At 71.5% G+C, this 14,923-nt stretch carries 14 protein-coding genes and 1 pseudogene; 10 read left to right on the top strand and 5 right to left on the bottom strand.

Going from position 1 to position 14,923, the window contains the following annotated elements; all coding sequences use genetic code 11:
• From B7767_RS05020 to B7767_RS05010, 3 genes and pseudogenes are all read right to left on the bottom strand, one after another.
• Positions 1 to 225 (bottom strand): annotated as a pseudogene (locus tag B7767_RS05020) (hypothetical protein); the annotation flags it as partial.
• A gap of 105 nt (positions 226 to 330) precedes the next feature.
• Positions 331 to 837, bottom strand: a complete 507-nt coding sequence (locus B7767_RS05015) for a hypothetical protein (RefSeq protein WP_085571046.1) — start codon at positions 835 to 837, stop codon at positions 331 to 333.
• A 106-nt stretch (positions 838 to 943) separates the two neighbouring features.
• Entirely contained in the window at positions 944 to 2,557 is a 1,614-nt protein-coding gene (locus B7767_RS05010) for a glycoside hydrolase family 20 protein (protein ID WP_085571048.1), read from the bottom strand.
• A 173-nt stretch (positions 2,558 to 2,730) separates the two neighbouring features.
• On the opposite strand from B7767_RS05010, the gene B7767_RS05005 reads away from it, so the two are divergent.
• From B7767_RS05005 to B7767_RS04970, 8 genes are all read left to right on the top strand, one after another.
• On the top strand, positions 2,731 to 3,429 hold the full coding sequence (locus B7767_RS05005) for a 2-oxo-4-hydroxy-4-carboxy-5-ureidoimidazoline decarboxylase (RefSeq protein ID WP_107485808.1): 699 nt from the start codon (positions 2,731 to 2,733) through the stop codon (positions 3,427 to 3,429).
• Positions 3,430 to 3,587: 158 nt separating this feature from the next.
• A complete protein-coding gene (sdhC, locus tag B7767_RS05000; protein ID WP_085571045.1) occupies positions 3,588 to 3,968 on the top strand; it encodes a succinate dehydrogenase, cytochrome b556 subunit in 381 nt (126 codons plus the stop codon).
• 5 nt (positions 3,969 to 3,973) lie between these two features.
• Positions 3,974 to 4,456 (top strand): succinate dehydrogenase hydrophobic membrane anchor subunit, encoded by a 483-nt coding sequence (locus B7767_RS04995; protein WP_085571044.1) that lies wholly within the window; start codon positions 3,974 to 3,976, stop codon positions 4,454 to 4,456.
• 107 nt (positions 4,457 to 4,563) lie between these two features.
• Entirely contained in the window at positions 4,564 to 6,318 is a 1,755-nt protein-coding gene (sdhA, locus tag B7767_RS04990; RefSeq protein ID WP_085571043.1) for a succinate dehydrogenase flavoprotein subunit, read from the top strand.
• Positions 6,318 to 7,097, top strand: a complete 780-nt coding sequence (locus B7767_RS04985; protein ID WP_085571042.1) for a succinate dehydrogenase iron-sulfur subunit — start codon at positions 6,318 to 6,320, stop codon at positions 7,095 to 7,097. Before sdhA ends, B7767_RS04985 begins: the two co-directional genes overlap by 1 nt.
• 164 nt (positions 7,098 to 7,261) lie before the next feature.
• Positions 7,262 to 7,669, top strand: a complete 408-nt coding sequence (locus tag B7767_RS04980) for a hypothetical protein (protein ID WP_073932622.1) — start codon at positions 7,262 to 7,264, stop codon at positions 7,667 to 7,669.
• Positions 7,666 to 8,169: a thiol-disulfide oxidoreductase DCC family protein gene (locus B7767_RS04975; protein WP_085571041.1), complete on the top strand. Its 504-nt coding sequence runs from the start codon at positions 7,666 to 7,668 to the stop codon at positions 8,167 to 8,169. Before B7767_RS04980 ends, B7767_RS04975 begins: the two co-directional genes overlap by 4 nt.
• Positions 8,170 to 8,201: 32 nt before the next feature.
• Entirely contained in the window at positions 8,202 to 8,975 is a 774-nt protein-coding gene (locus tag B7767_RS04970; RefSeq protein ID WP_085571040.1) for a TetR/AcrR family transcriptional regulator, read from the top strand.
• Here the strand turns inward: B7767_RS04970 and B7767_RS04965 are convergent.
• Positions 8,968 to 11,385: an MMPL family transporter gene (locus B7767_RS04965; protein WP_085571039.1), complete on the bottom strand. Its 2,418-nt coding sequence runs from the start codon at positions 11,383 to 11,385 to the stop codon at positions 8,968 to 8,970. The genes B7767_RS04970 and B7767_RS04965 overlap by 8 nt on opposite strands.
• Positions 11,386 to 11,548: 163 nt before the next feature.
• On the opposite strand from B7767_RS04965, the gene B7767_RS04960 reads away from it, so the two are divergent.
• Together B7767_RS04960 and B7767_RS04955 are read left to right on the top strand one after the other, a co-directional pair.
• Positions 11,549 to 12,238, top strand: coding sequence for a response regulator transcription factor (locus B7767_RS04960; protein ID WP_085571038.1), 690 nt, complete (start codon positions 11,549 to 11,551; stop codon positions 12,236 to 12,238).
• 2 nt (positions 12,239 to 12,240) lie between these two features.
• Positions 12,241 to 13,779: a HAMP domain-containing sensor histidine kinase gene (locus B7767_RS04955; RefSeq protein WP_085571047.1), complete on the top strand. Its 1,539-nt coding sequence runs from the start codon at positions 12,241 to 12,243 to the stop codon at positions 13,777 to 13,779.
• Positions 13,780 to 14,046: 267 nt separating this feature from the next.
• Here B7767_RS04955 and B7767_RS04950 read toward each other — a convergent pair.
• Positions 14,047 to 14,923, bottom strand: an 877-nt coding sequence (locus tag B7767_RS04950) for a metallophosphoesterase (RefSeq protein ID WP_107485805.1), incomplete at its 5' end; no start/stop codon positions are given.

Genomic DNA, 14,923 nt, shown 5'->3' with positions numbered 1-14,923 from the left:
CACGGCCTCGTCCGCGCCGTCGGCCGCCGCGTCCAGCGTGCCGCGGGCCTGCTCCAGCCGCTGCGCCCAGTCACCCGCGGGCGCGGCCTGGGCGAGGCTCGCCCACAGCGGGCGCAGCACCTCGTCACCGCCGCCCAGCAGCGGCACGCACCGATCCAAACAAGCCAACCCGCTCACGGCCAGTCCGCGCTCGTCGGCCTGTGCGATCAGCTCCACCAGGCTCATCCACGCCTCCTCAAGGAATGCTCGCGGGCCCCGGCGAGGCCCTCACGTGCCCCATCCCTCACGGAGCCCGCATTTCCCCTTACTGCGTGCGACGGGCCCGGAGTGTCACAGGGGCACCACGCCGAGCCGGTCGAGCAGACGGAAGAAGAGGTTTTCGGCCATGGGGTCGGGGTCGGCGGTCAGCACCTCGACCAGGTCCTCGGCGGAGGCGGTGCGGCCCGCCTCCTCGGCCCAGAAGACGGCCCGTTCGGCGGCGTCGGAGGGCTCCAGGAAGTAGTCCTCCAGCGTGAGCCCCTCCTGCTGCCCTTCGAGGTAACCGGCCATGCGGGACCGCGCCAGACAGGTCGTCCACGCCCCGCTCTCCGGTGACGCCGCCTCCACCACCACGCAGTCGCTGTCCATGACGTATCCGAACAGCGCGGGCGCGCCGGTCTCCCGGGCCAGGTCGTTCATGTTCCCGACGTCGCCCCGGCCGCCCGGGTACTCCCACACCTGCCAGCCGTCGGGCGCCGAGGTGTGCAGGGACATGCCCCCGGCCGCGCCGGCCAGCGTGTCCAGCCCGGCGAGCGGCCGCTCCCCGCGGCCCACGACGAAATACCCCCAGTAGCCCATGTGCCGGTGTTCCCCCCGGTGTCGCGGTCGGTCCGTCAGAACACCACCACAGCCGTACGGGGGTTCGCAGCCGTATGCGGCAATCCGCCCCGTGACGGGGGAACCGTCAGTCCAGCTCGCCCGCCAGGTCCCGGAACTCCGCCCACGACAGCTCCGGCTCGTCCGGGTCCCAGAGCTTCTGGACGGTCGCCGCCAGCGGCAGCCGGATCCCGTCCGCGACCTGGTCCTGGGTCTGGGCCCCGGGGATGTCGCCCCAGACGGCGAACGACCCGCCGAGGATCTGGTCGTCGTACCGCTCCGGGACGGCGGTGGTGCCGCGCAGCACCAGCGGCGTCCACTGCTCGTAGATCCGCTCCCCCGTCGGGTAGACGAAGGTCAGGGGCTCCCCGAGCACGTAGTAGAGGAACTCGTCGTTGTGGTTGATGACCTCGCGGCCCTCGCCCAGGTACTCCGCCGGCGGCCGGGCGCCGATCTCCTTGCCGGTCCAGTAGGCGACCAGGATGTCCTCGGCCGCCCGCACCGACCCGCCCCGGAAGAAGCCGTCGTTCCACGCGCGGGGCGTGCGGTCGTGGGCGCGGACGGTGGCGGCCCGGTCGTTGAGCCAGCCGGTGGTCAGGTCCTCCACGGTCGCGCCGGAGCCGTACTTCTCCCGCGCGGCGGCGGCGAGGCCCGGGAACGACGCCTCGGGATCGGGGACCACCAGCGCCTGGTACTCGTCGCCGCCCAGGTGCCACTGCCCGCCCGGGAAGAGCCCGGCGTACTCGTCCAGCAGGTCGTCGACGATCTCGGCGGACCCGGCCTTGGAGATGTCGATCGCGCCGCGCACCGCGCCGCCGTCCGCGTTGCGCAGTTGCAGGTCCGGATGGGCGGCGATGACCGCGCCGAGGTGTCCGGGCGAGTCGATCTCGGGCACGACGGTGATGTGCCGGCTCTCCGCGAGGTCGACGATCCTCTCGACCTGCGCCTTGGTGAGGTGGTCCGCCGAGACGATCTCCGGGTGCGAGGCGGACTCGATGCGGAAGCCCTGGTCGTCGGAGAAGTGCAGGCCGAGCTCGTTGAACTTCAGGTCGCCCAGCTCACGGATCCGGTCCTCGATCCAGCCGGCGTCGTAGTGCTTGCGCGCGATGTCCAGCATCAGCCCGCGCCGCTGCTTGGCGGGCTCGTCGCGCACCACGCCCTCGGGGGCGGTGCCGGTGCCGCGTACCGCCTGCTTGAGCGTGCGGGTGCCGTAGAACACGCCCGGCTCACCGGGGGCGCTCACGGTCACGCTCCCGCCCCGCACGGTCATCGTGTACGACTCCGGGTTCGCGCCCCCGTCGCGGTTCAGCTCCAGCCGCAGGTCCCCGGCCCGCCGGTCGCCCTTCTCCCCCGCGTACGCCAGTCCCAGCTCGCCGGCTATCAGGCGCCCCTCGTCGGCCAGCGCGGGGTCGTCCACGACCACCCGGTGGTCCTTCGCGGGACGCCAGCCCGGACCGCGCTCCGCGGTGTGGTCGCGTACGGCGGGTATGGTGCGCGGCGCCTCGGACAAGGGGTGGGTGCGGCTGGGGCTCGGGCTCCCGTCCGGTGTCGTCCCGGCGGCCTCGCCGGAACCGGCGGGGGTCTCGGTGGAGGACGCCGCCGTCGAGCCCGCGGGCGAGCCGTCGTCGTCCGAGGCCGCCCGGAGTCCGAGGCCCACGCCGGACGCGGCCACCAGCGCGCCCCCGGCGACGGCCGTGACCAGCACCCGTCGCCGGTGCTGCCTGGGTTGCCGGTGCTGCCCGTGCTGCCTGTGCTGACTCACCCAGCCAACGTACGACCCGAACGGGTGAAGCGCGTCGACGAGCCGCTCTCAAACTCTGCCGTCCGGGTGAATTCGGGGTACCGATCGGACACGTCTCGGACTCACTCGATAACGTGACGTCACAACTCTCACAGCATCTTCCACCGACACACACGCGACGCCCACGAGGACCCACGCTGCCTGCGCACCGTCTCCCAGACCTCCCCGGCCGAGTCGCCATACCCGGACAGTCCCGCGGCGCGCCCGGCATCCCGCCCGCGCTGGAGTGGTTCAACACCGCTCCCGCCGAGGACGCCGAGCGCGCCCTCCTGGCCTGTCTGCGCAGCCCGCGCTGGGCCCTGCGCCTCTCCGGCCACCGCCCCTACCCGGACGTGCCGTCCCTCCTGGCGGCCTCCGACGAGGCGGCGTACGACCTCTCCTCCAAGGAACTGGCGGAGGCCCTGGCCGCGGAGCCCCGCCCCGCCCTCCCCGACGACACGTACTCCGCCGCGCACACGGCCCTGACCGCGGCCCACACGGCGTACGAGACCAAGTTCGGCCACGTCTTCGTCATCTGCCTGGACGACGTCCCCGAGGAAGAGGCCCTGGACCGGGTCCTGACGGACATCCGGTCACGATTGGCGAACGATCCGGAAGACGAGCGAGTCGTGGCGGCCGAGCAACTCCGCCGCCTGGCCAGGGAACGGTTGTTCGACTTCCTGGGGGTGCGGGGCCACGACGATCTGCGGCTCTGCCGCGCGGGCGCGACCGACCACGACGGCACCGCACCCGGCACACAACCGGACACCTCACCCCAGATGCCACCGCGGTAGCCCGTAAGCGTGCCAGTTTGATCACACCGGCAGGCCCCCTGCAAGCACCACGGGCATCCGTCGCTAACATGCTGGGGGCCGGTGGACCGTACCCGGCCGGGCCCGACCGACAAGGAAAGCCGGCGCGGCCCCGAACCCCGCTCCCGGAGGAAACTTCCGTGCCGGCTGGAACGCTGTACCGCGGCCGGGAAGGAATGTGGTCCTGGGTGGCTCACCGAGTCACCGGCGTCCTCATCTTCTTCTTCCTGTTCGTTCACGTGCTGGACACCGCTCTCGTGCGGGTGTCCCCCGAGGCCTACGACACCGTCGTGGCCACGTACAAGACGCCGATCGTCGCGCTGCTGGAGTACGGCCTCGTCGCCGCCATCCTGTTCCACGCGCTCAACGGCCTGCGTGTCATCGCCGTCGACTTCTGGGTCAAGGGCGCCCGCTACCAGAAGCAGATGCTCTGGACCGTCGTCGCCATCTGGGTCGTGCTGATGCTCGGGGCGATCTACCCCGTCCTCGGCCACGCCGCTCGTGAACTGTTCGGGAGCTGACGCCCATGTCCACGACTGACACCACCGCCTCGGGCATCGGCCCCGTCGAGGGCGCCTCGCTCTACTCCGCCGACAACCCGGCGCCGGTCATCGAGCCCCCGCGCAAGCGGACGAAGAAGACCCCGAAGTCCACCCGGGGCAACTTCGAACTGGCCGCCTGGCTGTTCATGCGCCTGTCCGGCGTCGTCCTGGTCGTCCTCGTCATCGGCCACCTGCTGATCCAGCTGGTCCTCGACGGCGGCGTCTCCAAGATCGGCTTCGCCTTCGTGGCCGGCCGCTGGGCCTCGCCGTTCTGGCAGGTCTGGGACCTGCTGATGCTGTGGCTGGCGATGCTGCACGGCGCCAACGGCCTGCGCACGGTCATCAACGACTACGCGGAGCGGCCGAACACCCGGCTGTGGCTCAAGGGCCTGCTCTACACCGCCACGGTGTTCACCATCCTGCTGGGCACGCTGGTGATCTTCACCTTCGACCCGAACATCCGCTAGGCACGGGGCTGCGAGAATCATGCTGCATTCCCCGGGGACACCCCCCGGACCCCCGGCCGATGCTCGCACCACCGTCTCCGACAAAGCCCCGCAGTGAGGCGAGATCAGTGAAGATCCACAAGTACGACACCGTCATCGTCGGCGCCGGTGGCGCCGGCATGCGCGCGGCCATCGAGTCGACCAAGCGCAGCCGCACCGCCGTCCTGACCAAGCTCTACCCCACCCGCTCCCACACGGGCGCCGCGCAGGGCGGCATGGCCGCCGCGCTGGCCAACGTGGAGGAGGACAACTGGGAGTGGCACACCTTCGACACGGTCAAGGGCGGTGACTACCTGGTCGACCAGGACGCCGCCGAGATCCTGGCGAAGGAGGCCATCGACTCGGTCCTCGACCTGGAGAAGATGGGCCTGCCGTTCAACCGGACCCCGAACGGCACGATCGACCAGCGCCGCTTCGGCGGTCACAGCCGCAACCACGGCGAGGCCCCGGTCCGCCGGTCCTGCTACGCGGCCGACCGCACCGGTCACATGATCCTCCAGACGCTGTACCAGAACTGCGTCAAGGAGGGCGTGGAGTTCTTCAACGAGTTCTACGTCCTGGACCAGCTCATCACCGAGGTCGACGGCGTCAAGAAGTCCGCCGGTGTGGTCGCGTACGAGCTGGCGACCGGCGAGATCCACGTCTTCCAGGCGAAGGCCGTGATCTACGCGTCCGGCGGCACCGGCAAGTTCTTCAAGGTGACGTCGAACGCGCACACGCTGACCGGTGACGGCCAGGCGGCCGTGTACCGGCGCGGGCTGCCGCTGGAGGACATGGAGTTCTTCCAGTTCCACCCGACCGGCATCTGGCGCATGGGCATCCTGCTGACGGAGGGCGCCCGCGGTGAGGGCGGCATCCTCCGCAACAAGGACGGCGAGCGCTTCATGGAGAAGTACGCGCCGGTCATGAAGGACCTCGCCTCCCGTGACGTCGTCTCGCGCTCCATCTACACGGAGATCCGCGAGGGCCGCGGCTGCGGTCCCGAGGGCGACCACGTCTACCTGGACCTCACGCACCTCCCGCCGGAGCAGCTCGACGCCAAGCTGCCCGACATCACGGAGTTCGCGCGCACCTACCTCGGCATCGAGCCCTACACGGACCCGATCCCGATCCAGCCGACCGCGCACTACGCCATGGGCGGCATCCCGACCAACGTCGAGGGTGAGGTCCTGGCGGACAACACCACCGTCGTGCCGGGCCTGTACGCGGCCGGCGAGGTCGCCTGTGTGTCCGTGCACGGCGCCAACCGCCTGGGCACCAACTCGCTGCTGGACATCAACGTGTTCGGCAAGCGGGCCGGTATCGCGGCGGCGGACTACTCCCAGAAGGCCGACTTCGTCGAGCTGCCGGAGAACCCGGAGTCCTTCGTCGTCGAGCAGATCGAGCGGCTGCGGTCCTCCACCGGCAACGAGCGGGTGGCCACCATCCGCCGTGAGCTGCAGGAGACCATGGACGCCAACGTCATGGTGTTCCGCACCGAGCAGACGATCAAGACGGCGGTCGAGAAGATCGCCGAGCTGCGCGAGCGCTACAAGAACGTCGCCATCCAGGACAAGGGCAAGCGGTTCAACACCGACCTCCTCGAGGCCATCGAGCTGGGCAACCTGCTCGACCTGGCCGAGGTCATGGCCGTCTCCGCGCTGGCCCGCAAGGAGTCCCGCGGCGGTCACTACCGCGAGGACTACCCGAACCGCGACGACGTCAACTTCATGCGTCACACGATGGCGTACCGCGAGGTCGGCGCCGACGGCACCGAGACCGTCCGTCTGGACTACAAGCCGGTCGTCCAGACCCGCTACCAGCCGATGGAGCGTAAGTACTGATGGCTACCCCCGTTCTGGACAAGGCGGACGCCGCCGGCTCCCCCGAGCCCGGTTTCGCCGACTCCCCGTACATCACCGTCACGATGCGGATCCGCCGGTTCAACCCGGAGGTCGCGGCCGAGGCGGTCTGGGAAGACTTCCAGCTGGAGATCGACCCGAAGGAGCGCGTCCTCGACGCGCTGCACAAGATCAAGTGGGACCTGGACGGCACGCTGACCTTCCGCCGTTCCTGCGCCCACGGCATCTGCGGCTCCGACGCCATGCGGATCAACGGCAAGAACCGCCTGGCGTGCAAGACGCTGATCAAGGACATCAACCCCGAGAAGCCGATCACGGTCGAGGCCATCAAGGGCCTGACGGTCCTGAAGGACCTGGTCGTGGACATGGAGCCGTTCTTCCAGGCGTACCGGGACGTGATGCCCTTCCTGATCACGAAGGACACCAACGAGCCGACGCGCGAGCGTCTGCAGTCCGCCGAGGACCGCGAGCGCTTCGACGACACGACAAAGTGCATCCTGTGCGCCGCCTGCACGTCCTCGTGCCCGGTGTTCTGGAACGACGGGCAGTACTTCGGCCCGGCGGCCATCGTCAACGCGCACCGCTTCATCTTCGACTCGCGTGACGAGGCCGGCGAGCAGCGCCTGGAGATCCTCAACGACCGCGACGGCGTCTGGCGCTGCCGCACGACCTTCAACTGCACGGACGCCTGCCCGCGCGGCATCGAGGTCACGAAGGCGATCGCCGAGGTGAAGCGTGCGCTGATCACGCGCCGCTACTGAGGTACGCCGCCGTACGCCCCCGAGGGCCCCGTCTCCGCCGGAGACGGGGCCCTCGGCCGTTCCGTGACGCAGCACACCCCACCCCTGAGTTGAACACGTTCAAAAAAAGGGTCTAGAGTCTTCCCCGTCAGCGTTTTGAACGTGTTCAAGAAGGGCTGGGGGACATGGACCGTACGGTCATCGCCTACGTCATCTACCTGGTGGTCAGCATCGGGCTGACCGTGTGGGTCGCTCGTACGCTCAGCAGCAACGGGCGGATCTTCCTCTCCGACGTGCTGCACGGCAACGAGAAGCTCGCCGACGCCGTCAACCACCTCCTGGTGGTCGGCTTCTACCTCGTCAACCTCGGGTTCGTCGCGCTGTACCTGAGCGACGACGAGACGATCACCGACACGCGCGGCATCTTCGAGGCCCTGTCGACCAAGCTCGGCGTGGTGCTGCTGGTGCTGGGCGTGATGCACCTGGGCAACGTGTACGTGCTCAACAAGATCCGGCGCCGCGGGGTGATGGAGCGGGAGCAGGTCCCGCCGGTGCCGCCGCAGGGCTGGGCGGCCCCTCAGGCCGGGGCGTGAGCGGCGTGACGGCCGCACACGGGGGCCGGGACGCCGCGCGCGTCCCGGTCCACCGGCTCACCGTGCTGTACGACGCCGAGTGCTCCCTGTGCGCCTTCGTACGGAACTGGCTGGTGCGCCAGCCCCAGTTGGTGCCCCTGGAGCTGGTCCCGGCGGCCTCGGAGGCGGCGCGGGCCCGGTTCCCCGGCCTCGACCACGGGTCCACCCTGGAGGAGATCACCGTGGTCGGTGACGCCGGGCAGGTGTACCGGGGCGCCGCCGCCTGGGTCGTCACCCTGTGGGCGCTGCGGGAGCACCGGCGGCTGGCCCACCGGCTGAGCACCCCGGCCGGCGCCCGGCTCGCCAAGGGCGCGGTGCTGGCCGCCGCCAAGTGGCGCGGGATGGCGTCCGGGTGGGGCGGCGGCGTGTACCGCCGGGGTGACGGGTGGACGTACGATCCGCGCGACGGCTGGAGCTACACCGCGCCGGGCTGCGAGGCGGGCACCTGCACCGCCCCGTAGGGCACCCGTCCGTGGCGTTAGGCTCTCTTTCCGTGTCCGCGAAGAACGACGGCCCCGACGACGGCGCCACCCTCAGCAAGTCCGAGCAGACCCGCGCCCTGATCCTCGAGACCGCCATGCGGCTGTTCCAGGAGCGCGGGTACGACAAGACGACCATGCGGGCCATCGCCAAGGAGGCGGGGGTCTCCGTCGGCAACGCGTACTACTACTTCGAGGGCAAGGAACACCTGATCCAGGGCTTCTACGACCGGATCGCAGCCGAGCACCAGGTGGCCGTCCGGGAGGTCCTGCGCCGGGAGACCGAGCTGGAGGCCCGGCTCGCGGGCGTGCTGAAGACGTGGCTGGACATCGCCACGCCGTACCACGAGTTCGCGGTGCAGTTCTTCAAGAACGCCGCCGATCCGGACAGCCCGCTCAGCCCCTTCTCCCCCGAGTCGGAGCACGCGCGCGTGGAGGCGATCAGCGTCCACCGCGCGGTGCTCGCCGGGACGAAGAGCAAGGTGCCCGAGGAGTTGCGGGACATCCTGCCCGAGTTGATGTGGCTGTCCCAGATGGGGCTCGTCCTGTACTGGATCTTCGACCGCACCGAGGGCCGGGAGCGCAGCTACCGGCTGGCCGAGCGCGGCGCCCGGATCACCGCGCGGGGCATCGCCCTGGCCCGTTTCCGGGTGCTGCGGCCCCTGGTGCGCGAGGTGCACGAACTGTTCACGGAGTTCCTGCCCGGCATGACGAAGGCGCTTCCGGACCCGGCGAAGAGGGAGAAGGGGGCGCCCGCCGACGACGGGCGCCCCGGCACCGTCAGCTGACGGCGTCCACCTCACCGGGCGTGAGTTCCACGTCGTGCACCAGCGGTCCGTCCGTCACCGTCAGGTGTGCCGCGCGGGAGCCGTACGAGGCCGCCGTGACCGCGAGCAGATAGGTGCCCGGGGCCGGTACGGAGACGATGTACGCGCCGTCGGCGAGGGAGACCACGCGGTCGAGCCGGCGTCCCCCGGAGGTCAGCAGGGTGAGGGCCGCGCCCTCGACGGGTTCGCCGTCGGCGGTGCGGACGAAGCCGTGGACGACCGAGGAGGGGCCGCCCGGAACACCGGAGGGCGTCGTGGGCGCCGCGGTCCCCTCCTCCCCCGGCTCCACCGCCAGGTGCGGCAGCCGCTTCTCCAGACCGGCCGGCAGCCACCAGTTGGACTTCCCGAGCAGGTGCATCACGGCCGGCACCAGCGCCGTGCGCAGGATGAACGCGTCCAGGGCGACCGCGGCGGCCAGCCCCACGCCCGCCATGGCGGCGCCGTAGTCGCCGCTGAGCACGAAGGCGAGGAAGACGCAGACCATGATCAGGGCCGCGGAGTTGATGACGCGGCTGGTCTCCGCGAGGCCGACGCGCACCGCGCGGGCGTTGTCCCGGGTGTGCACCCACTCCTCGTGCATCCGGCTCACCAGGAACACCTGGTAGTCCATGGAGAGCCCGAACAGCAGCGACAGCATGATGATCGGCAGGAAGGACGCGATGGGGCCCTCCTTGCCGAGGCCCAGCAGGTCCAGGCCGTAGCCCCACTGGAAGATCATCACCAGGACGCCGAAGGAGGCCGCCGCCGCGAGCAGGTTCATCACGGCGGCCGTCAGCGGCACCACCAGGGAACGGAACGCGAGCAGCAGGAGCAGGAAGCCGAGGCCGATGATCGTGCCGATGAACAGCGGCAGCCGCTCGCCGGTCACCGTCGCGAAGTCCTTGGACACCGCGGTCACCCCGCCGACATGGGCCTCCACGCCCGCGCCCGGGATGACGTCGTCGCGCAGGGTGTCGATGAGCCGGTCCGTCTCCGCGTCCTGCGGGGACGTGGTGGGGACGACCTGGATGACGCTGACGCCGTTCGCGGGCGGTACGGCGGCGACCTGGGCGACCCCCTCGGTGCGCTCCAGGACCGTCACCAGGCCGTCGGACGCCTCGCCGTCCACGACCACCTGCAACGGGCCGTTGAAGCCGGGCCCGAAGCCCTCGGCGAGCAGGTCGTAGGCCTTCCTGGTGGTCATGGAGGCGTCGTCGTTGCCCTGGTCCACGGTGCCCAGGCGCAGCGACAGCAGCGGGACCGCGAGGGCCGCCATCAGGACCACGGCGAGGACGGCCACGGACCGCGGGCGGCGCTGGACACCCGCGGACCAGCGCGCGGCGAGACCGCTCACCTCCTCGGTCCGAGGACCCTCCGCCGCGAGCCTGCGGCGCTGACGGCGGCTGAGCACCCGGTGGCCGAGCAGACCGAGCAGGGCGGGCAGCAGGGTGACGGCGGCGAGCACGCTCAGGACGACGGTGAGCGTGGTGCCGATGACCACGCCGTCCAGGAACCGCAGGTTCGTCACCAGCATCCCGGCGAGCGCGATGCACACCGTGCCGCCCGCGAACAGCACCGCCCGGCCGGAGGTGTTGAGGGCGGTGACCGCCGCCTCCTCCGGGTCGGCGCCGCGCAGGATGCCGCGCCGGTGCCGGGTGACGATGAACAGGGCGTAGTCGATGCCGACGCCGAGACCGATCAGCGTGGACAGCAGCGTGGCGAGTTCGGGGACGTTGGTGACGTGGCTGAGGAGCTGGGTGCCGAACATTCCGGTGCCGACGCCGAAGACGGCGACCACGATCGGCAGCAGCATCGCGAAGAGCGACCCGAAGGCCACGAACAGCACGACCGCGGCGGCCAGGATGCCGACCAGCTCGGCGGTGCCTGTCGGCGGTTCCTGGACGCGTGTGATGGCCTGGCCGCCCAGCTCCACCTGGAGCCCGTCGCGCGCGGCGTCCTGCGCGGTGTCGACGACGTCCTGGACCAGTTCCTTCGGCACGGCGTCCGCCTGCTCGGCGAACGTGACCTGCGCGTAGGCGATCCGCCCGTCCTCGCTGATCTGCGCCGCGCCCTGGGCGCCGTACGGATCGGAGACGGCGCCGACGCCCTCCATCCGTCCGATCTCCTTGAGCGCCGGCTCGATCCGGGACCGTACGGAGTCTTCCCGCACGGAACCCTCGTCGACCTTCCACACCACGGTGTCGGTGTCGCCGGCGCGTTCCGGGAACGCCCGCTCCATCAGGTCGTACGCCCGCTTGGAGTCGGTGTCCGGCAGCGAGAAGACCTCCGCGTAGTTCGTGCCCGCGCCGCTCGCCGAAACCCCCAGTCCGAGCAGCGCCCCCACCCACACCAACAGGACCACCAGCCGATGCCGATAGCACCAGCGTGCCAATACCGCCACGTGTCCGCTCCTTCGTCGTTCGGTCGGTCCCCCAGGTCCTGGGCAGCAGGATCGTCGGCGGCACCCGCGCGGGGACACGACCGGCGCGGGACTCTCAAGGAACTCCAAAGCGAACACCGGTACGACCGGCGGGGGTTGCGCCGATACTGGGGACATGACGACAGCTCCCGGCACCGTGCTGGTCGTGGAGGACGAGGAGAGCATCGCGGACGTCCTCGCCATCGCCCTGCGCTACCACCGCTTCGAGGTCATGACCGCGGGCACGGTCCGCGAGGCGCTCGCGCTGACCGAGCACACCCGTCCCGACTGCGCCCTGCTCGACGTGATGCTGCCGGACGGCGACGGCCGCGCCCTGGGCCGTGAACTGCGGTCCCGGCGGCCGGAGCTGGCGCTGGTGTTCCTCACCGCGCGGGACGCGCCCGCCGAGGTCGTCGGCGCGCTCGGCTTCGGCGACGACTACATCACCAAGCCGTTCAACATCGACGAGGTCGTCGCCCGGATCACCGCCGTACTGCGCCGCACCCGCCCCGCCGACGTCCTCCCGCAGCGGGCGCCGCTGCGCCACGGCGACCTGGAGCTGGACGAGACGACGTACTCGGTGCGCCGCGCGGGCCGCTCGGTGGAGCTCACCCCCACCGAGTACGCGCTGCTGCGCTTCCTGGTGCGCAACGGCGGCCGGATCGTGCCGAAGGAGCAACTGCTGCGCCACGTCTGGCAGTACGAGCACACCCCGGCCGAGTCGACCGTCGTCGAGACCTACATCAGCTACCTGCGGCGCAAGCTCGACGCCCTGGGGCCACCGGTGATCACCACCCGGCGCGGGGTCGGGTACGGCCTGACGTGAGGATCCCGATCCGCAAACCGGGCTCCGGGCGGGGCGTCCACTCGCTGCGCGGGCAGCTGACCCTGGCCAACGTGGTGCTGCTGGCCCTCGGCATCGTGGCGGCCACCGCGGTGAGCGTGATGGGCATGCGCTACTACCTGCTGGACCAGATCGACACGGAGCTGACCCGGACCCGTGAGTCGTTGGGCGGCTCGGAGCTGACGCTGCGGCAGATCGACTCGCTGAGCGTGCTGAGCTTCTTCCGCGACCGGGTGGATCCGGACTGGAACCGGGAGGACGACCCGGACTCGATCTTCGCCGCCGTGGACGACCGGGGCGAGCCCGTCGGCATCCTCGGCTTCGAACCGACGAAGGCCCAGCGCGACCTGGCGGACGCCGTGGGCGACGCGCGCGCCCTGGTCGAGGCCCCGGAGCCGCACGACGTCACCGTGCGCGGCGCCGCCTACCGCGTCACCGCCACCCGGCTCGCGGACGGCACGTACATCCTGATCGCCGGCTCCACCGAGGCGGTGCACGACGGTGTCGCCAAGGCCGTCAAGTTCGACCTGGCCATCGGGACGCTGCTGTTGCTGCTGCTGGCCTGTCTGACCATGTTCAGTGTGCGGCGGCGGATGCGGCCGCTGGAGGACATGGTGGAGACCTCGTCGGCGATCGCGGAGGGCGACCTGACCCGGCGGGTGCCCTCCAGCCGGGACCCGATCCTGGAGGTGGAGCAGCTACGGCTCGCCCTCAACTCGATGCTCCAGCAGGTGGAGTCGGCGTACCGCACGCGCGAGCGCAGCGCGGCCCAGCTGCGGCGGTTCGTCGCGGACGCCTCGCACGAGCTGCGGACGCCGCTGGCCGCGATACGCGGCTACCTCCAGCTCTACGACCGGGGGATGCTGCGGGAGCCGACGGAGCGCAGGCGGGCCTGGGACAGGATGCTGGCGGAGTCCGACCGCATGGGGCGGCTCGTCGACGAGCTGCTGGTGCTGGCCCGCCTCGACCAGAGCCCCGAACTGCGGCTGCGGAACGTGGACGTGTGCCGGCTGGTGCGGGACGCGGCGGAGGACCTGCGGGTGCAGCAGCCGGAGCGGGCGGTGACCGTGGACGCGGACGGTGCGGTGCTGGTGCGCGCGGACGAGTCGGGGCTGCGGCAGGTCCTGGGGAACCTGCTGGGCAACGTACGGACGCACACTCCGGCGGACGTCGCGGTACGGCTCGGGGTGGTCCGCGCGGACGGGGTGGTGCGGCTGTCCGTGGCGGACGACGGGCCGGGCCTCGCGGCGGAGGACGCGGCGCGCGTCTTCGACCGTTTCTTCCGCGCGGGCGGGGGCGCGGGGAGCGGTCTCGGCATGGCGATCGTGCAGGGCGTGGTGCGGGCGCACGGGGGTGAGGTGGCGGTACGGACGGCGCCGGGCGAGGGGCTGGCGGTGACCGTGACCCTGCCGGCCCGGCCGGGAACGTGCCCGGAACCCGACGAGGCTCCCGCGCGGGTGCCGTCCGGCCGGGAACGGCCGTCGGAGGACCGAGCCGGGCGGCCGGTTCCCCCGTCCGGCTGAAAGCCGCCCGGCCACGTGCCCGGCGACCGGCTCCCAGGACGTGTCGGCGATCCACCGCCGCAGATCGACCGGCACGAGCGCCGTACGAACGTGACCCATCGGGTCCCCTGGCTGCGGGCAGTCGCGCCTCCCCCGATGCCTCGAGGGCCTGGGAGGTACCTCAGGGCGACAGGGGTGGGCGATGGGGGTCCCCCCGCTCGAGCGAAGCCGAGAGTGGGGGAGGCACCCCGCGAGCGCGGGTGACGCGGACCCGCCCCCGGCACGCCGTCAGGCCTGCTTGGAGGCCAGCTCGATCACCGTGACGTCCGACGGCGCCCCCACCCGCGTGGGCGGCCCCCACGCACCGGCCCCCCGGCTGACGTACAACTGGGTGTCGCCGTACCGGTCGAGCCCCGCCAGTGTGGGATTGGCCAGACCGGCCACGAGGTTGCCGGGGAACAACTGCCCTCCGTGGGTGTGACCGGACAGCTGAAGGTCGACACCGTGGTCGACGGCGTCATGGATCTGCACCGGCTGGTGGGCGAGCAGCACACACGCCCGCCCCCGGTCCCGGTCCCCGAGCGCCTTCGCGTAGTCCGGGCCCTGCCCCTCGTCCTCGCCGGCCACGTCGTTGACCCCCGCCAGGTCGAAGTGCGGCAGCTCCGTGCGGGCGTTCTCCAGCGGGTTCAGCCCGAGCCGCCGCACCTCCTCGACCCACTGCTCGGCACCGGAGAAGTACTCGTGGTTGCCGGTGACGAAGAACGACCCGTGACGCGCCCTCAGTTGCGCCAGGGGAGCCGCGGCCGGACCGAGGTCCTTCACGCTTCCGTCCACCAGGTCACCGACGACCGCGATCAGATCCGGCTGGGTCGAGTTGACCGTGTCGACGACCTTCTGCGCGAAGCCCCGCCCGAGCACCGGCCCGAGGTGGATGTCGCTGACCACCGCGATGCGGTAACCGTGCGCCGCGCGGGGAAGCTTGGCGAGCGGCACGGTGACCCGCTTCACGCGCGGTCCGCGCAGCACGCCGTACGTCCCGTAGCCGACGGTCCCCACGGCCGCCGCGGCGGCGGCCCCGCCGACGACACGGGAGACGAAGAGCCGCCGGGAGGGGGCGGCGGGCGTCTCCTGAGGGCCGGGGGCGGCGCCGTCGGCCGCCGGGCCG

It is taken from the genome of Streptomyces sp. 13-12-16 (genome assembly GCF_002114215.1).
Taxonomy (GTDB): Bacteria; Actinomycetota; Actinomycetes; order Streptomycetales; family Streptomycetaceae; genus Streptomyces.
This window is presented reverse-complemented; position numbering and strand designations above follow the sequence as displayed.

Coding starts and splice junctions, on each gene's coding strand:
- B7767_RS04995 (WP_085571044.1), top strand. CDS start 3,974: ATGTCCACGACTGACACCACCGCCTCGGGCATCGGCCCCGTCGAGGGC.
- B7767_RS05015 (WP_085571046.1), bottom strand. CDS start 837: ATGGGCTACTGGGGGTATTTCGTCGTGGGCCGCGGGGAGCGGCCGCTC.
- B7767_RS04985 (WP_085571042.1), top strand. CDS start 6,318: ATGGCTACCCCCGTTCTGGACAAGGCGGACGCCGCCGGCTCCCCCGAG.
- B7767_RS04960 (WP_085571038.1), top strand. CDS start 11,549: ATGACGACAGCTCCCGGCACCGTGCTGGTCGTGGAGGACGAGGAGAGC.
- B7767_RS04980 (WP_073932622.1), top strand. CDS start 7,262: ATGGACCGTACGGTCATCGCCTACGTCATCTACCTGGTGGTCAGCATC.